Origin of the sequence: Rhodopirellula sp. JB055 (assembly GCF_043100905.1) — a bacterium.
Classification (GTDB): domain Bacteria; phylum Planctomycetota; class Planctomycetia; order Pirellulales; family Pirellulaceae; genus Rhodopirellula.
Window position 1 is genome coordinate 1 of the sequence record NZ_JBICHO010000094.1, and the last position, 16,315, is coordinate 16,315.

Annotated in this window: 15 protein-coding genes; 5 read left to right on the forward strand and 10 right to left on the reverse strand. The window is 58.0% G+C overall.

Features of this window, described 5'->3' with window-relative positions:
• Positions 1–146 precede the first annotated feature (146 nt).
• Positions 147–1,610, reverse strand: coding sequence for a PDZ domain-containing protein (locus ACF8AM_RS03710; RefSeq protein ID WP_392554338.1), 1,464 nt, complete (start codon positions 1,608–1,610; stop codon positions 147–149).
• Between the two features lie 127 nt (positions 1,611–1,737).
• On the opposite strand from ACF8AM_RS03710, the gene ACF8AM_RS03715 reads away from it, so the two are divergent.
• The 4 genes from ACF8AM_RS03715 to surE all read left to right on the forward strand — a co-directional run bounded on the left by ACF8AM_RS03715 (position 1,738) and on the right by surE (position 5,800).
• Complete coding sequence (locus ACF8AM_RS03715; RefSeq protein WP_392554339.1) at positions 1,738–2,883, forward strand: GNAT family N-acetyltransferase; 1,146 nt, start codon at positions 1,738–1,740, stop codon at positions 2,881–2,883.
• A 109-nt stretch (positions 2,884–2,992) separates the two neighbouring features.
• Positions 2,993–4,006 carry a mechanosensitive ion channel family protein gene (locus tag ACF8AM_RS03720; RefSeq protein WP_392554340.1) on the forward strand — a complete coding sequence of 338 codons (1,014 nt, stop codon included), beginning with the start codon at positions 2,993–2,995 and terminating at the stop codon, positions 4,004–4,006.
• Positions 4,007–4,170: 164 nt separating this feature from the next.
• On the forward strand, positions 4,171–4,893 hold the full coding sequence (locus ACF8AM_RS03725) for a hypothetical protein (protein WP_392554341.1): 723 nt from the start codon (positions 4,171–4,173) through the stop codon (positions 4,891–4,893).
• A 61-nt stretch (positions 4,894–4,954) separates the two neighbouring features.
• On the forward strand, positions 4,955–5,800 hold the full coding sequence (gene surE / locus ACF8AM_RS03730) for a 5'/3'-nucleotidase SurE (protein WP_392554342.1): 846 nt from the start codon (positions 4,955–4,957) through the stop codon (positions 5,798–5,800).
• A 382-nt stretch (positions 5,801–6,182) separates the two neighbouring features.
• Here surE and ACF8AM_RS03735 read toward each other — a convergent pair whose 3' ends face one another.
• The 9 genes from ACF8AM_RS03735 to ACF8AM_RS03775 all read right to left on the reverse strand — a co-directional run bounded on the left by ACF8AM_RS03735 (position 6,183) and on the right by ACF8AM_RS03775 (position 15,553).
• The gene (locus ACF8AM_RS03735) at positions 6,183–6,428 is read right to left on the reverse strand and encodes a carbon storage regulator (protein WP_392554343.1); all 246 of its coding nucleotides are present in this window, start codon (positions 6,426–6,428) and stop codon (positions 6,183–6,185) included.
• Positions 6,429–6,821: 393 nt separating this feature from the next.
• Positions 6,822–7,892 (reverse strand): S-methyl-5-thioribose-1-phosphate isomerase, encoded by a 1,071-nt coding sequence (gene mtnA, locus ACF8AM_RS03740; RefSeq protein WP_392554344.1) that lies wholly within the window; start codon positions 7,890–7,892, stop codon positions 6,822–6,824.
• A 30-nt stretch (positions 7,893–7,922) separates the two neighbouring features.
• Positions 7,923–9,485, reverse strand: coding sequence for a Gfo/Idh/MocA family protein (locus ACF8AM_RS03745; RefSeq protein ID WP_392554345.1), 1,563 nt, complete (start codon positions 9,483–9,485; stop codon positions 7,923–7,925).
• A 201-nt stretch (positions 9,486–9,686) separates the two neighbouring features.
• Entirely contained in the window at positions 9,687–10,565 is an 879-nt protein-coding gene (locus ACF8AM_RS03750) for a phosphatidylinositol-specific phospholipase C/glycerophosphodiester phosphodiesterase family protein (protein ID WP_392554346.1), read from the reverse strand.
• Between the two features lie 167 nt (positions 10,566–10,732).
• Entirely contained in the window at positions 10,733–12,283 is a 1,551-nt protein-coding gene (locus tag ACF8AM_RS03755) for a phytoene desaturase (protein WP_392554347.1), read from the reverse strand.
• Between the two features lie 107 nt (positions 12,284–12,390).
• Positions 12,391–12,867: a ribonuclease HI gene (gene rnhA, locus ACF8AM_RS03760; RefSeq protein WP_392554348.1), complete on the reverse strand. Its 477-nt coding sequence runs from the start codon at positions 12,865–12,867 to the stop codon at positions 12,391–12,393.
• A 133-nt stretch (positions 12,868–13,000) separates the two neighbouring features.
• Entirely contained in the window at positions 13,001–13,825 is an 825-nt protein-coding gene (locus tag ACF8AM_RS03765; protein ID WP_392554349.1) for an SDR family NAD(P)-dependent oxidoreductase, read from the reverse strand.
• A gap of 1 nt (position 13,826) precedes the next feature.
• Entirely contained in the window at positions 13,827–14,879 is a 1,053-nt protein-coding gene (bioB, locus tag ACF8AM_RS03770) for a biotin synthase BioB (protein ID WP_392554350.1), read from the reverse strand.
• A gap of 38 nt (positions 14,880–14,917) precedes the next feature.
• Positions 14,918–15,553: a hypothetical protein gene (locus tag ACF8AM_RS03775; protein ID WP_392554351.1), complete on the reverse strand. Its 636-nt coding sequence runs from the start codon at positions 15,551–15,553 to the stop codon at positions 14,918–14,920.
• Between the two features lie 198 nt (positions 15,554–15,751).
• On the opposite strand from ACF8AM_RS03775, the gene ACF8AM_RS03780 reads away from it, so the two are divergent.
• Positions 15,752–16,315, forward strand: a 564-nt coding sequence (locus ACF8AM_RS03780) for a pyruvate kinase (protein ID WP_392554352.1), incomplete at its 3' end; no start/stop codon positions are given.

Below are 16,315 nucleotides of genomic sequence, written 5' to 3' on the forward strand. Positions count from 1 at the left end.
TCCCTTTGGGAAGGTCGGCCCGCTTCGGGCCGGGGAGGGTTACGCGCTGGTTCCGATGCTCGACCCTCCCCTCGCTTCGCTCGGCCCTCCGAGGGGGAGGGTGATGATAAACGCATGGCAACACAGCAGTTAACATCTGCAGGGCCTCACTCCTTGGCTTGCAGTTGTTGTTTCAAGCGTTCGATTTCGCGTTTCAGTTCTTCCACCGTGGGTGACTTGGTTTGAGCGGGCAAAGCGTCTGGTTCAGCCATCGGAGCGGGGGTCGCGGGCGGAAGGGGTTCAGCAATGGCTGCCGCTGAATCGTCTGGCAACGCGAGGGGATCAACTTCGGCGGTCGGTGCTGGGAGCGTGAAAGACGCCTTGGGTTCGGCGGCGGGCGCGGGCAGTTCTTCGCTGGCAGGTGGTGGATTGGATGCGTCGCCACCGAGCATCTTGCCGAACACAGAACCCATCCCGCCAAGAAAACCGCCGGAGTTGGCAGCGTTGGTCTCGGCCGCTTGAGCGTCTGCACTTGCGGCATCCGGTTTCGAATTCGCGATGGCTGATCGTGTGGGGACGCCACCGGGACCTCCCATTTCGATTTGCTTTTGAAGCAGGTCGTCGCCCCGAACCAAACCGAATTCAATCTCGTCGCCCGGTTGGAGGATCGCGATCTCACGCAGCAAGTCGTCGGTGCCACGAACGAGCCGACCGGAGGCAGAGACAATTCGATCGCCGACGGCGAGTCCCGCGGCTTTGCCTGCTGTGTTGTCAGGAACCGTCACGACCAAAACGCCTCGTTGAGGTGTCGCGTCGCGGACTTCGATGCCGAGGGAACCACGTGATCGTGCGAGCGTGGGGGCTCCATGATTGGAGGGTGGTGAAAGTTGTTGCGATGCCGGTGGTGGAAGTTGTGGCGTGGGCAATTCGTTGGTGGATGATGAATCGCGGTTGGGATCGTCCAGAACGCTTCGGTCGGAACCGGGGAGCGTGAGGGGAGGTTTGGCAGCGACTCGTGGGCTGGCGATCGCAGGAACATTCCCGCGATACAACCGTCCGCCGCGAAACAACTGCATGGAGACGGCAGGTTCTTGGCCGGGTGAGGAGGGGACATCTTCGAGTGCTGAAACCGCATCGTCGAGCGTGCGTGTTCGAGAGTTTCCGATCGCGACGATCAAGTCACCGGGACGGACGCCTGCTTCATCCGCTCGAGATTCCGATGAAAAGCCGTCCACACGAAGGCCTTCGTAACCGCCGACGACTGCCGGTGAGACTCGCATGCCGAACTGAATCTCATCGGAGGCGATTTCACCTGCGCGATTGTTGGTGGCGTTGGCTGCGGAGGTGCTTCGTTGCGTCGATGGTGTGCGCCGAACGGTGGACGAATTGCGTCTGGGGACGGGCGTTGCCAGGGTTCGATTCCGTGAGGCAGTGCCGCGGCTGGCTGCAGCGGGATTTTGGTAGCGTGGTTGCGCCAGCGGCGATGGCGGAGGCGATTGGATGCGGTTCCGCAATCGTTCCAGCAGACGTTGGGCCGACGCATCCGGAGCGTTGATCGCATGAGTGCACGAAACGATCGATAGGCAAACGGCCCAGCGTATCCAGTTCGAGCGTCGACGTGATCGAAGCATTTGTATCTCCACTTGAGACGCGATCCGAAAAGGGGCTGACCTTTGGAGGCGTGCGGTTTTGGTGTAGTGTGCGGCCTTGCCGGAGAGCGTCAGGCCCTTTTCGGAGGACGGAAGGTTCCTGCGAAACATGGCTCCCCAACGTGAGGGAGCGGACTCAGAAGGACGCGGTCAATCGATCATAGAGAGAATGATGGGGAACGCCAACCGATTCGGGCTCGACGAGGCTTCCAATGGGACTCGGGCGGCCGATCTTGGTGTCGGGGCGAACCAGGCACCGGTTTTTCGGCCGTTTTCCTTGGCGGAACTGCCTGCTTTGCTGCCTCCGGCGCTCGCCGTGATCCCGCCAGCCCGGGCGGTGATGGTCACCGACCAAATTCGCTCGGCGATTTCGCGGCAGGTCACCGACCAACTGATTTTGCTTGTCAGCGAGACTTCCGACGCGATTGCGATCGTACTTGGAACGCCCGGCAGCGATATGGCGACGGTGCTGCACGCCGGGCCGATCACCTTGCCAGCCCCACAGGCGAACTGGCCCAAGCGGCAAGTATCGCAAAATTCACAATTGGCCGAGGGGCTCGGCCGGACACTTGGTCGGATCTGCAAGCAGCGGGGCATTCAGTTTTTGCAGTGGGCCACGGCTTGGCCACCCAAGGAGGCTTCTTCAGCGGCCTCTGCCTCAGACGATTCCCCGAGTGCTTGGCCCGAGTGGATGGGGTTTTCCAAAGTGGGTGACCTGGAGTATCTGGCCCTCGACCTCACGGATTCGTTTTCGTTGGAGTCATTGGACGCTCCTGCGAAGTTGCACGCTCGGCCAATGGACGTCGAGGATGAGGAGCAATGGAAGACGATGCAGACGCTGGTCCAGCGAACCTACCAAGAGTCGATGGATTGTCCCAACTTGGAGCGATTTCGAAGTGCGACGCAGATCATGGACAGCTATCAAGAGGCTCCCACGTACGCACCGGATTTGTGGTTCATGTTGTCTGAACAACCAGGTGATGAACCGGTCGGTTGCTTGTTGATGGCGCGTCATCAAGGCGACCCAGCGGTGGTGTTGGAAGTGGTTTACATGGGAGTGATTCCTGATGCGAGAGGTCTCGGTTTTTCGCGTGACATCCTTTCGTTGGCGCTGCAGTGTTGTCGGGAAGAATCAGCGGCCCGCATGATTCTCGCCGTGGATCGGACCAATCGTCCTGCACGGGATGCGTACATGCGTTTGCCAATGCAAACGATTTTGCGTGAATCGGTATGGGTGAGAAATACAACCGACTGAGAGCACGAAACACTTGTGCATCGATCTTGAATCCCCTCGCCCGAATGAGGTATCGACGTTCTGCAGAACGTACCTCCCCTTTTCGCCCCGTGCGCTGTTGTGATTCGCTATGTCTGAAAATTCGATTTCATCCTCCAACCTTGCTTCCGAGTTGAACTTGGGAGCCACCGATGTTCCGCCGACAAGTTTTGCGGATGCCACATCGGACTTGGTCAATCAGATGACCGAAGGGAACTTCGATGGCTTGACCGATTACGCCACCACGCACTTGGCACCCGCGGTGCTTTCGGCGGGACTCGGGTTGTTCATCGTCTTCATTGGATACTTGGCAGCCAAGTATTTGATGCGAGTCATCAGTCGTCCGGTGTGTCGACGCGTGGACGAAACACTTGGCAAGTTTGTCGGCAAGATGGTGTTCTACTCGGTGATGTTCGCTGTCGTCGGGGCTGTGCTGACGAAGTTGGGCGCGCCGCTCGGCGGATTGGCCGCCATGCTCGCTGCCGCCGGCTTTGCGGTTGGTTTGGCATTTCAAGGAACGCTTAGCAACTTCGCCTCGGGCGTTTTGATGTTGGTGTTTCGTCCATTCAAAGTCGGTGACGTTGTCAACGCAGCAGGCGTGACAGGCAAGGTCGACGAGATCGATTTGTTCACAACGACTTTGGACACCCCGGACAACCGACGCATCATCGTTCCCAACAGTGCGATTGCCGGTGGTACGATCGAGAACATCAGTCATCACCAACATCGCCGCGTGGAAGTGCCCGTCGGTGTGGACTACTCCGCCGATCTGCAGACCACCCGTGCTGCACTGCAAAAAGCGGTGGATCAGTTGGCCGCCAACGTCATTCAAGGTGAAAATCGTGGCAGTGCCGTCGTGCTGGCTGGTTTGGGTGACAGCGCCGTGAATTGGAAGGTCCGCATGTGGGTCGCCGGATCCAATTTTTGGCCGATGACCGAAGCGTTGACCGGCGAAATCAAGACGCAGCTCGATGCTGCTGAAATCGGTATCCCCTTTCCTCAAATGGATGTGCACGTGCATCAATTTGCAGAGGCTGCTGCAAATGCTGAAAAAGCTGCTCGCACCCGGCCCACGCGTCGGGCCGCGGATCGCTTGGCTGGTTGAGAGCTCGTTTCCATTGAATGGGAATGAGGTTACGACGAAATCGTGAACGAAATCGCCGGCGGCTAGCCCGGCAGTGACGCTGTGAAGTATGCTGAGGCCACCGAGTCAGATCGGTGGCCTTTTTTCGTAGATGCCGTTCCATCAAACCATCCATCGGTACGACCATGTGGCACACTAGCCAAGGCGATCGCACGCTCGAAGGTGCCGAAGCGGAATTGATGCAGCGATTGATCGAATCGCTGCTCGAGGACTTGCTGCTTCAGTTTGACGAAGAGTGGCAACCCGATGCCGATTGGTCCTGTGACACAGGCGTTGAACTGTTCGACAATCTTCACAGCGAGCAACAGATCGCGCTCCTGCATGATGTTGCTCATCACTTGCTTGAGCCCACTCCCGAAGGCATGACCCTGAGTGCAATTGCCGAAGCCACCGTGGCAGCGCTGTTCGCCGAACTGCACCACCATGTGGAAATGGAGTTGGACCTGTCATTGGATGTCAACAATGTTCACTGGCGGCAGTTGATTCGGGACGCTGCGATCGAATGCTTGGTCCGCGATGACTTGTTGGGGATCGATTCGCCATCCGACGACGTGATCCAAGCGGACGAGGAGTTGTCGACAGAATTCCGAATTCCTGATTTGCATTCACTCGACAGTTTCGCTTGGAGCGATCTGATCGAATCGCTGGCGGACCAGATTCTGTGGGACCGGGATTTTGAAATGGCTTCGTTGTTCTTGGACGAAGACCCACGTCGATCCGCCACACGTCGGGAAGTGATGGGAATCGATGCGAACTACTTTGTGCAAATTCCCCCCGATCCGCGTCCCAGTGAGATGCCATCGTTGGTGTCCGCGACACAAGCTCTGATCCGTCGCAAACCACGCTGAAGCGGATGGTTCGAGGATCACGTTTCAAGAATCCCGTCAGACGAATGCACCTACCGAATTGATGAAACGCAACGCGATTCTCTTGACCAATGACGATGGGATCGACGCGCCCGGTTTGCTCGCGATGCACCGCACCATCACACAGTGGATCCAAGCGACAGGAAACCTGGATCGGTATGAGATCACGGTGGTCGCACCCGATCGCGGCCGCAGTGAATGTGGGCACAGCGTCACCACGACGCGGGACCTCACCGTCACCGAAATCAAGACGGGATGGTTTGCTGTCGACGGGACACCTGTGGATTGCGTGCGATCCGCGATGACGGTGCTGTGTCCCCGGGCGTCGGTGGTTTTCTCAGGGATCAATGCGGGGGCGAACTTGGGCGTCGATTTGCTGGTCAGCGGAACCTTTGCCGCGGCACGGGAGGCGGCGCTTCATGGCGTTCACAGCATGGCGGTTTCTCACTACCGCCGACCGGATGTGCCCAAGACTTGGGACCACACGGGCCGCTGGCTCAAACCTGTATTGGATTCCTTCTTCAACGACACTTCGTTGTTGGAGGACTCTGCCTTCTCGGAACGAGAAGAATCAGAACGTGCCGGCGGGGAGTCGGATCATCGGCCGGGACAATTGTGGAATGTTAATTTGCCAGCAATTGATCCAGCGACACAGATGCCATCCGTGTTGGACTGCGAGGTGGAGCGGAAGCCGATGCAGCGGTCCGGAATACGAGCGGACAGCGACGCTGAGTCTCAGAATGCGAGCGAAGCAGTGGCAGAGCTGAATCGGCAGCCCATCCGAATCCAATCAGATTTCCATGGACGACCACGGACATTGGGGACCGACGTGGAGCGATGTTTCTCGGGGCACCTGACGATCAGTCGGATCAGCCCCTATCCAGCGTGATGATTGCGTTTCTCACGTGTAGAACGTGTCCGGCTGAAGACACGCGAGCGGAGTGGCCGGGTTTCTCGGACTGAAAATGTTCAGCAAGCGGCACGATCGCGATAGCGAGGTCGTGAGCAGCGGCGTGCACGGGCGGAAACGTCTTCGAGGCTGTACTGGAACGCGGATTTTTTCAGAAATCGCAAAGCGTAGCCCACGCAGTGAGCGATTTTCAACCAACCGCATGTTCACACTGGTCCCTGATAGCACAGTTGCGGGACTTGTTCGTTCAACACTCGTTGATCGATCAAGTGCCGAACATCATCGGCGGTTGATCACTCGCCGATCGCCAATGGAAGGCGACGTCGCAAGTGGGGTGGGACTCAGTGTGAGAGAGCGGCAATCAACGTTCGGCTTGGCCAGCAACAGCAATGTCGTGCTCCAACATCGCGGAATTCGGAGCACCCGCTTTGTGCTGCTGAACCGGAGGAACGCTCTCCTTCTTGTCCAATTCACCGCGAACGATGGAAACTTCGCGAGGGGCTTCGATGCCGATGGCCACACGATTTCCTGCGATGCGATTGACCGTGATCACGATGTTGTCACCGATGACCAGTTTTTCGCCTTCTTTTCGACTGAGTACCAACATTTCTGAATCCTTTCCCGATGGGATGCTTTTCGTGTTTTGAAAATCGTTTCAAAGTTCGTCGTTCGAGATCAACGTCTCATGACAGAGAGGGTTGATGTCGAATCCGTTTGCAACTGGAAGCACTCGGCTTCGTGAGGAAACTTTAATGAGCAATGCATGCGCCATAAAGTTCGCCCAAACTCCCGAATCCTCGCAATAATCTCGCTTGTGCTCAAAAGTAGCGTGCTGGGCGAGCTTCGAACTGGGTTGAGAACCGATCTGAATCAGATTGATCACCAACCATCTGGTTGATGTCTTTCCAAACTCATTTCAAAACGAGAGGCCGTCTCACCCTGAGACAACTGACTCTCTCGTCCACACAAGTAGTATCTGCTGCCGGCGTGACACGTTTGGTCACGCACGCAGATGAGCCAGAACTTTTTCGGTGTTGGGCTCTGAAATCAAGCCTTTTTCAGTGATCAACGCCGTGATCAAGTCGGCCGGCGTGACATCGAATGCTGGGTTCACAACCGCAACACCCTCGGGAGTTTGCCGCGGCGAGTCGGTTCCGCAGGGGTAGGAGACCTCGTCACCGCTGCGTTGCTCAATCGGAATCAGATCGCCCGATTCGAGTTCGGCGTCGAATGTGTTCGTCGGGGCGGCGACGTAGAATGGGATGTTGTGGTGTTTCGCCAGCACCGCCAGCGGATAGGTGCCGATTTTGTTGGCCACGTCGCCGTTGGCCGCGATCCGGTCGGCTCCCACGATGACGGCATCGACTTGTCCCTGCCGCATCAGGCTGCCGGACATGGAATCCGTGCAAACGGTCACAGGGATTCCAGCTTGATGCAGTTCCCAGGCCGTCAGACGGCCTCCCTGCAGCAAAGGACGCGTTTCATCGGCAAAAACTTGCAGCGTGTGACCGGATTCTTGCAGGTGGTAGATCGGTGCCAAAGCTGTGCCCCACATCGACGTGGCCAGTGCTCCGGCGTTGCAGTGGGTCATGACGCGAGTGCAATCCGCCAGCAGTGTCGCGCCGTTCCGGCCAATCGACCGGCACATTTCGCGATCATCCTCGTGGATGCGGATGGCCTCGGTGACCAATTGCTTGCGAAGTTCGGCGACGTCCCCTGAGAATCCGTCCACGATGGCTCGCATCCGGTCCAGGGCCCAGAACAAATTGACCGCCGTGGGGCGGCTGGTCGCCAAGTGGTCGATCGTTTGCCGGTACTGAGCCTGTGCTTCTGCCAGCTTCGAGTTTGCGTCCACATCGACTGGGGTCAGGGTGACCCCGTATGCGGCGGCGATGCCGATGGCAGGCGCGCCGCGAACGACCAATCGTTGGATCGCGTCGTGCGTTTGGTCGATGGTCGTGCAGACCAAACGCGTCAGCGACCCGGGCAACTTGGTTTGATCCAGCAGATCCAGTTCTGCGGGCCGCCCATTTTGGGCGGCGTGATATCGAATCGTTTCAGCTTCGTTCACATCAGGGACCGTTGCGAGAGGTTTGGAAAATCAAACGTCAGCCGCACTGGGAACGACGAATCCATCGCGGTACTCGCGAGTTTCCATCGCTTTGGCTTCGTCGTTGTCGACAAAGGTTTCCGCCTCGGGATCAAACTTCAGCACCGGGCCGAGTGAGAGCTGCTCTTTTTCCGGATCAACGTTGTTGTCCCGAAGGTGCTGCAGCGTTCGGTCGAGTGTGGCTTGATCGTCATCCAGCGACGAAATTTTCGCGAGTGACTCGGAGATCGTTTTGGGATCGACCCGGTTTTCTTGACCAACGTAGTACGAAATGTTGCCCAGGTGAGCGATCGCAGCGGACAGATGACCGCAGCGTGCATCCGCGTGAAGCGTCGAGGCAACTCGAGACTGTACCGCATCGAGGAAGTTCGCAAAGTGGGCGTCTCCGACGCTCGACGTCGCCTTGAATTCACGCACCAATTTGCGTTGTTTGTCGAACACGGCACAGCGGTTGTAGTTCGGGCCCTGCACGAGATAGCCGTCTTCCCCGTAGAAGATGACGCCGATCTTGTTGCCTTTGCTGTAACCGAACAACTCGTTGATTTCTTGATCAGCCGACTCATCGACGCTCAAGCCGCGTGTTTCAAACACGATGGTTTTGTCGCCGTAATCGTAAATCGAAACTTGCGTGTTGGCCGTGTCACCCGCGTCGACGTAGTCGGGGTCTTTGCGTTCCGCTTTGTAGCCCAATCGTCCGGCGTAAGTCAGCACGGCGTTGGGGTGGCGTTCCAGTCCCAGTCCCCAGCGTGCCACGTCGGTTTGGTGGGGGCCTTGGTTGCCGGAGTCACCATTGCCGTAGTGACGCTGCCAGTGCCAGTCATAGTGGAAACGTTGACGGGTCAATTTGGGGTCGGTGTAAGTCGCTGGTCCGCTCCAAAGATTGAAGTCGACGCCTGCGGGGATTTCATAGTCGCCCAAAGGACCGATCGACTTGCGTCGTTTGTAGCACAGGCCGCGAGCCAGTTTGACTTCGCCGATTCCACCATCCGCGAGGAACTGCATGCCTTCGCGAATGCCGGAGCTGCTACGGCACTGGGTACCGGTTTGGAACATGCGGCCATACTTGGCTGCTGCGGCGACGAGGGCACGGCCTTCGTGAATGTTGTGGCTGATCGGTTTTTCGATGTAGACATCTTTGCCGGCTTGCATCGCTTCGACGCCCATCAACGCGTGCCAGTGATTGGGCGTGGCGCTGGTCAGGATCTGCACCTCATCCATGTCCAAGGCTTCGCGAAAGTTTTTGACGACTTTGGGGCGAAGTCCCTGCAAATCGGCGACTTTGTCAGCACGGCTGTTGCCAACTTTTTCATCGATGTCGACCAACACTCGGATTTCGGTGCGAGGGTCTTTGTCGAATCCGCGAATGTGCTCTCCACCGCGACTGTTGACGCCACAGATTGCCACGCCGAGTTTCTCGTTGGGCGAGGTGGCTTGGGCGGACGCGGATCGACTGGTGTGAACACCGAAGGCCGCCCCGACCGCGATTCCGGTCGCGGTGAACTGACGACGGTTGATTCGCGAGGCACGGGCGGAGGAAGTGGGGGCAGGTTTCATGGCGGGCCTGTGGAAGGGAGAGGAAGGTAGGACGTTGGGGAAACATACACATTATGCATGCTTGGTGCGGCGTATTCACCCACCTTACGCTGCCAAAGTCCGAAGAGTCGGAATTTTACTGGTCGACCAAGGAATCTCGCCGATCAGGCGGGTTCGACAGTGGTTCCGGGATTTCCTCAAGTATCGCTGGCCCGCGATCCCTCATTTTGACTGCAGGAATTGATTGAGTCCCTCGAGGTCGTCGGTGTTGATCAGGTCGACTCCGGCGGCGTGTAGGACCTCCCAGGCGGATTCGTGGTCAGGCGTGGCCCAGAACCGAATTCGGCGATTTTTCTGGTGGGCCTGATCGAGGATCCGGCTCAGCTTTTCTCGGTCGGCCGCGGGCAATTCTCCTTTGCCTCGCCACTTGAAATTGCGGCCCCAGTGGTCGCTGATCAACGGCATCAGGTCCGCCGAATAATCGCTCTCCAGATCGCTGAGTCGCCCATCCACGCCGACAAACCGCGGCAAGTCGGATCTCACCAATTCGATGGGGCGATTGCCGCTGATGATGGCCGTGACCCCGCGACGGTGCACGCCATCGGAATCGACGTGCGTGAACACGTCGTCGTACTTCGAAAGCAGTTGATTGAGCGCCCGGTAGGTGGATTCCCCATCCGACTTCAGGTCGATCAACAGCGTGACGGGTTGCCCATCGCCTTCGACGCTTTGGAACGAAACCGAGGGATCCTTCGCGTGGGATCGCATTCGCTGACGCAGCGGATCGAGGTACAGCGCTTTCAACGTTCGCTCGGCGGAAAGTTCTGAGGTGGAATGTGCGACCCAGAGGTCACCATCGACCAGAAAGATGTCGGCTTCGATGCTGCGGAATCCGTTGTCGAGGGCGTCCAGCAGCGGACGCTCATGCAGGTAGTCGTTGTGCGCGTGAGCTTTGGGATGCGACGGACGAACCGTTGTGTTCGAAGCGGGCGTTTGGGCCGAGCACATGGTGGTGGCCAGGCTGACGAAGCACGCTGCGATGCAGAAGGGAACAGCAGTGGAGACGCTTGTTCGGCGTCGCAATGGCGATCGAATGTTCACGTGGGGCTCGTGATGAATGCACGGATCTGGGAGGTAATTTCAGACCGAGGATTCTAGCCGCTTTGCGAGCCAGTGTTGGGAGTGCCATGTTTTGTGGAGGCTTCGTTTTGTGGAGCCTTCGGGGAACTGGCATCCAGCTTGTGCAGCCGAAGCATTAGGTCGGAAGCTTATCCCACTACGGCCGGCTCGGGACGAGGTGGAACGCCACGGGCGGAGTCGTCGATGAAACCCGTGTCCATCCCCAAATCTTGCAACAGCAACCGCGAGCTGATGCGGCTGGATTCATAGATCACCGGCAGTCCACTGCCCGGATGGGTGCCGCCGCCGACCAAGTAAACACCATCGAGTTCTTCGAAGCGGTTGCGTGGTCGATTGTGAAGCATTTGACCCAGGTTGTGAGCCAAGTTGAACGTGGCCCCTTTGTAGATTGAGTAGTCGCTCTGCCAATCGTCAGGAGTGATTTGATGTTCCACGCGAATTCGATCACGGAGATCCGTCAGACCCAGTTCCCCAAGTTTGTTCAGCGTCAGTTCGCGAAAACCGGCGGCTTCTTTGGACCAGTCAACGTTTTCGGTGTCATGCGTGACGGGGACCAGCACGTACAGCGAACTGTGTCCGGCGGGAGCCAGCGTCGGGTCGGTCACGCCCGCGTTCTGGACATACACCGAGGGGTCTTGGCTGAGAACGTGATCGGTTTCAATTTCGCGTAGGTTGCGGTTGTAGTCGTTGCTGATGTGGATGCTGTGGTGTGGCAGGTCTTCGTACAGACCTTCGATGCCCAGGTACAACATGTAAGTGCTGCAGGAAAATTTTTTCTTGGCAATCTGTTCGTCCGACCAACGTTTGCGAGAAGCGTTGGGAACGGTCTTGGTCATCCAGTCCGCGAAGTCGGCGTTGACGACAAACGCATCCGCGTCGTAGCGATCGTTTTCGGTGTGCAATGCACGGACTCGTCGGCCTTCCATCTCGATTGAATCGACTGGTTCGTTGAGCCGGATCTTCACGCCCATCTCTTCGGCGATCTCGGCCATCTTTTCACTCACACGGCTGCAGCCACCGATGGGATGAAAGACGCCGTATTCGTACTCGAGAAACGACAGGATGCTGAACAAACTCGGGCAGTTGAACGGCGACATTCCGAGGTACTTGGACTGAAACGCAAACGCGATCACGAGCCGTGGGTCGCTGAAGTAGCGCTCGAGTTCTTTGCCCAGCGTGCGGAACGGATGCAAGTGTTTGGCCGCGCCCAGCAAGGACGGCTTCATCACGTCCATCGCGGAATGAAACGGTGACTCCAAGATCGGACGGAACTTTTCCAGCTTGATCCGGTTGTCGTCCATGTAGCGTTTCAATTGCCCAACGTCTTGCGGTGAGAACTGAGCGATCTGGCGATCCATCTCGTCCATGTCGGGTGTGCAATCGAGTTGGCCACCGCCACCAAAAGTCAGCCGATACTGAGGGTCCAAACGCTCCATCGGGACCTCTTCCATCAAGTCATGGCCGGTCGAGTGAAAGATCTCGTCGAGCACGCGTGGGTAGAGAAAGAACGTGGGGCCGCAGTCGAATCGAAAGCCATCCATTTCGATCGCGGACGTCCGGCCGCCAACTTGCCCGCGGCGTTCCAAGAGGGTCACGTCGCAACCGCCCGCGGCGAGCTGCATCGCCGAGGCCAACCCACCAGGGCCGGCACCCACGACAACGACTTTGCTTTGCGACATATCAACCTTACTGACCAGACCAAGAACAACCACCAAGAGCGGCCCCACAGCGAGACTTTTCAAAGCCCGCCCGACGCAACTGCCTTATCTTACGCGTGCGGCCAGTGTTAGAGATACTGCTGGTAGGCCGCGACGGCCAATTGGTCGCACAGCTCGTTTTCGGTGTGCCCAGCGTGACCTTTGACGTGATGGTACGTCACTCGGTGAGCTTGCATTTGACGGTCGAGTTCTTGCCAGAGTTCGACGTTTTTAACAGGCACCAATTTGGAGCCATCTTTGCGTTTCCAACCGCGACTCTTCCAGCCGGCCATCCAGCTTGACATGCCCTGCCCAACGTATTTGCTGTCGGAGTACAGATCGACGGCACAGGGTTCTTTGAGCGCCTCGAGCCCGCGGATGACGGCCATCAATTCCATCTGATTGTTGGTCGTGTGAGGTTGGCCGCCTGATCGTTGGATCTCTTTCAACGTTCTTGGGCAACGCAACACAAATGCCCATCCACCTGGGCCGGGGTTCCCGCTGCAGGCGCCATCGGTGTACAGCTCCACGGGTTTCAAATTGGCGGCAGGTTTGGATTCAGTCATGTTGGTTCAGTCCGTTGGATGAAGGTGCGTCCGAGTTGCAGGAATCAGGTGGCGGGATGGGAGTCGCGGGATGGAATCGTCGCGGGATGGAATCCGGGATGGTATCACAGTGATCCAATGATTGGCACGAGGTTCAACCTGTGTTGCGGCCAATCTGAAGTCCGTCGGGGGCGAAGACGCTGCGGCCGCCATCGACCGGCAAACAGACTCCGGTAACAAAGGTGTTTTCACAAAGGAAACCGACCGCGTGAGCGACGTCCTCGGGTGTTCCCACTCGCCGGGCCAGAGTGCTGTCGGCCAATTCATTGACGGTGTCTTGGGTGACATCCTCGGACAAGAGCACCGGTCCTGGCTGCACACAGTTGACTCGAACATTCGCGTTGCTGCTCCCGAGTTCGACCGCCAACGATCGCGTCATGACCTCGATGGCGCCTTTGCTGGGGAAATACGCTGCATGTTCGGCGTAAGGTCGCACCGTGGCCCAGTCACCCAGGTTGATGATGCAACCACCGTGGGATTGAGCGACCATGTGTCGACCGGCCGCTCTGGCGCACAGCAGGGACGCGACGGAGTTGACTTGGAAGTACCGGCGGATCTCGTCGCCGGTGATGTTTTCCAATCGCGTGGGCGTCCAGATTGCGGCGCTGTTGACCAGGATGTCGAGCCGGCCAAAGTGCTGATGCGTTTGATCGATGATCGCGTCGCAGGTCGTGTCTTCTTCAAGCGAACCGAGCACCACCTTCGCTTCTCGACCGAATCGTTGCTTCCACTGCGAGGCGGCGTGCCGGGCTTCATCGACGCTGGTGTTCGCGTGCAGTGCGACGTGGCAGCCGCGGCGAGACAGTTCTTCCGCGATGACACGACCGACTCGCGGTGAACCACTGCCCGTGACGATGGCAACTGGATCATCGGTGTCAAAAACGTCTTGTAATCGTGAACGACGATTGGTGGTTTCCACCTCAGACGCTCAGCTCTTCGCATGAACCGGTGACATCGAAACCGAGGTCACGAATCATGTCGTAATCCGCTTGTGGCGCTTGCCCCTGGGTCGTCAGATAGTCACCGACAAACACGCTGTTGGCGACGTACAGGCCCATCGGTTGCAACTGACGCAGGTGCAGTTCACGACCGCCGGCGATTCGCAGTTCACGATCCGGATTCACGAACCGGAACATGGCGAGTGCTTTGAGCGCGTCCTGAGGCGTGAGCGCGGCGGTGCCTTCCAAGGGCGTGCCGTCGATCGCGTTGAGAATGTTGACGGGAATCGATTGCACACCAAGTTCCTGGAGGTCGAACGCCATCGACACGATGTCGGATTTGGATTCGCCCATCCCGATGATGCCGCCGCTGCACATTTCCATGCCCGCATCACGCACGTGACGCAGCGTTTGAACGCGGTCTTCGTAGGTGTGGGTCGTGCAGATTTTTTCGTAGTGCGTTTCACTGCTGTTCAGGTTGTGGTTGACTCGGTCGACACCACAAGCCTTCAGCCGTGCCGCTTGAGATTCATCGAGCAGGCCCAGGCAGGCGCAGATGTCGAGGTTGTATTTCTGTTTGATCTCGGGAACGATCTCTTCGACCGCTTTCATTTCCCGCTCATTCGGTCCTCGCGCCGAGATGACCAAGCAGTAGGTCTTGGCACCTCGTTCGGCCGCGACCTTGGCGGCGTCCATCAACGCATCGCGTTTCAGGATGTTGTACTTGGGAACGGGAGCATCGGAGACCTTGGATTGGCTGCAGTAGTGACAATCCTCGGGGCACAACCCGCTCTTGGCGTTCATCAAGAAGTACAGTTGGACGGTGTTGCCAAAGTACTGATGACGGATTCGGTAACCGGCTGAGATGATCGCGGGCACATCCAGATCAGACGCTTCCAACATCCCGAGCGCTTGCTCTCGTGTGATCGGCGTGCCGTCGAGGACTTGTTGAGCCAATGCGTCGTAGTATCCCGGAGGCGAAAAAGCACCAACGGACGATGATGTTTCGGCAGCACTGGAGTCAGCAACGCTCATGGAACCAGGGGGGGCAGCGAGGAAAGAGATGAGAGGGATCAGGACGTGATTTCAACCCGCATCGTCGGCGTTTGCTCTGCTGTCGACAAGGCGGGGCGTTCCGCAGCGGGAGTTTCCGAGACCGCCAAAGCCAAAATCTGGTCCAACTGCTGCCGCAATTCAATCATCTGATGACGGCTGAGCCCTTGCCCGATCAAGCTCGCGGTGTGCAAACCGGCGATCACCAGCAGCGAAATCGGCACGCTCCACAGGGCTGTCATCGACGCACCCAGGCTCCACTGCACGTACGCCACCAACAATCCGCAGCACAGCACCAAAGCCATGGCGAAATAGAGAAACATGCAAAACGTCCAAATTTCAGGTCTCGGTGAGAATCGGCCAAACAACTGGCAGTCCACGTCGTTGGCGTGCCCCGACTCGGGATTCTGGTCGGCGCTGGGTGCCACCGCGTTTTGAGCTGAATCCCGCTGCACGTCGCTGAACTGGACGGACAGGTGAGGCGACCAAAATCGAGTCTCGTCTCGTGGTGGTGCAATCTCCAAACACTTGCCCGCCGCAACCGCTCGCGTGTCGGGGCCCAGTTTGGCAATCGCCGTGCGAACTCCCGCGACCATCGCGTCAGTCGGAATCGGGAAGTCCATAGAGAACGTGGGTTGCATTTCAAGAGGGGACATCGTGCCAAATCCAAATTGACGGACGCAGTGGAACTCTCCGTCATTGTGCTCTGATGACGGAATGGAGGCAAATGCAACCAACTGAGGTTGCATTGGTGGGATGTGTGCCGTTGGTTGTCCGGCAGCTTGTTTGCGGAGCCATTGCCCGCGACACTTCGCCGCCTCGTCATTTCTTTTTCCGCTCATTGAGACGCAACCGTGCAGGACTACCGTCACACCAAAATCATTGCCACGATCGGACCAGCCACCGAATCGCCTGAAAAATTGGCGGCATTGATCGAAGCGGGTGTCGATGTGATGCGGCTGAACATGGCGCACGGAACGCCGGAGTGGGTCGGCGAAATTGTCGGCAGAATCCGAGCCGTTTCCAAGAAGATCCAACGTCACGTGGCCGTGATGATGGACGTGAAGGGCCCGGAAATTCGGACGGGGGCTGTCGAGGAAAACATCGAATTGAAACCGGGGGATGAGCTGGTGCTGTTCACCTCGGACTGCCCTGACCAATCGGCTCGCGAACCCGATGGGACATCGCGGGTCAGTGTGAACTATCCCGGGCTGCCTGGCGCGATTGATTTGGACAGCACGATCTTGGTCGACAGTGGATTGCTGCACTGGCACGTGGTGAGCAAGGACGCCACGACGGTTCGCTGCCGCGTGATCACGCCCGATCATCTGCGCGAACGCCTCAAGACGGTGATGGACCCGCTGCCGATCTGGTACGCGCCGCTGGAACATGACAGCGTCGATGGCGACGAATACCCG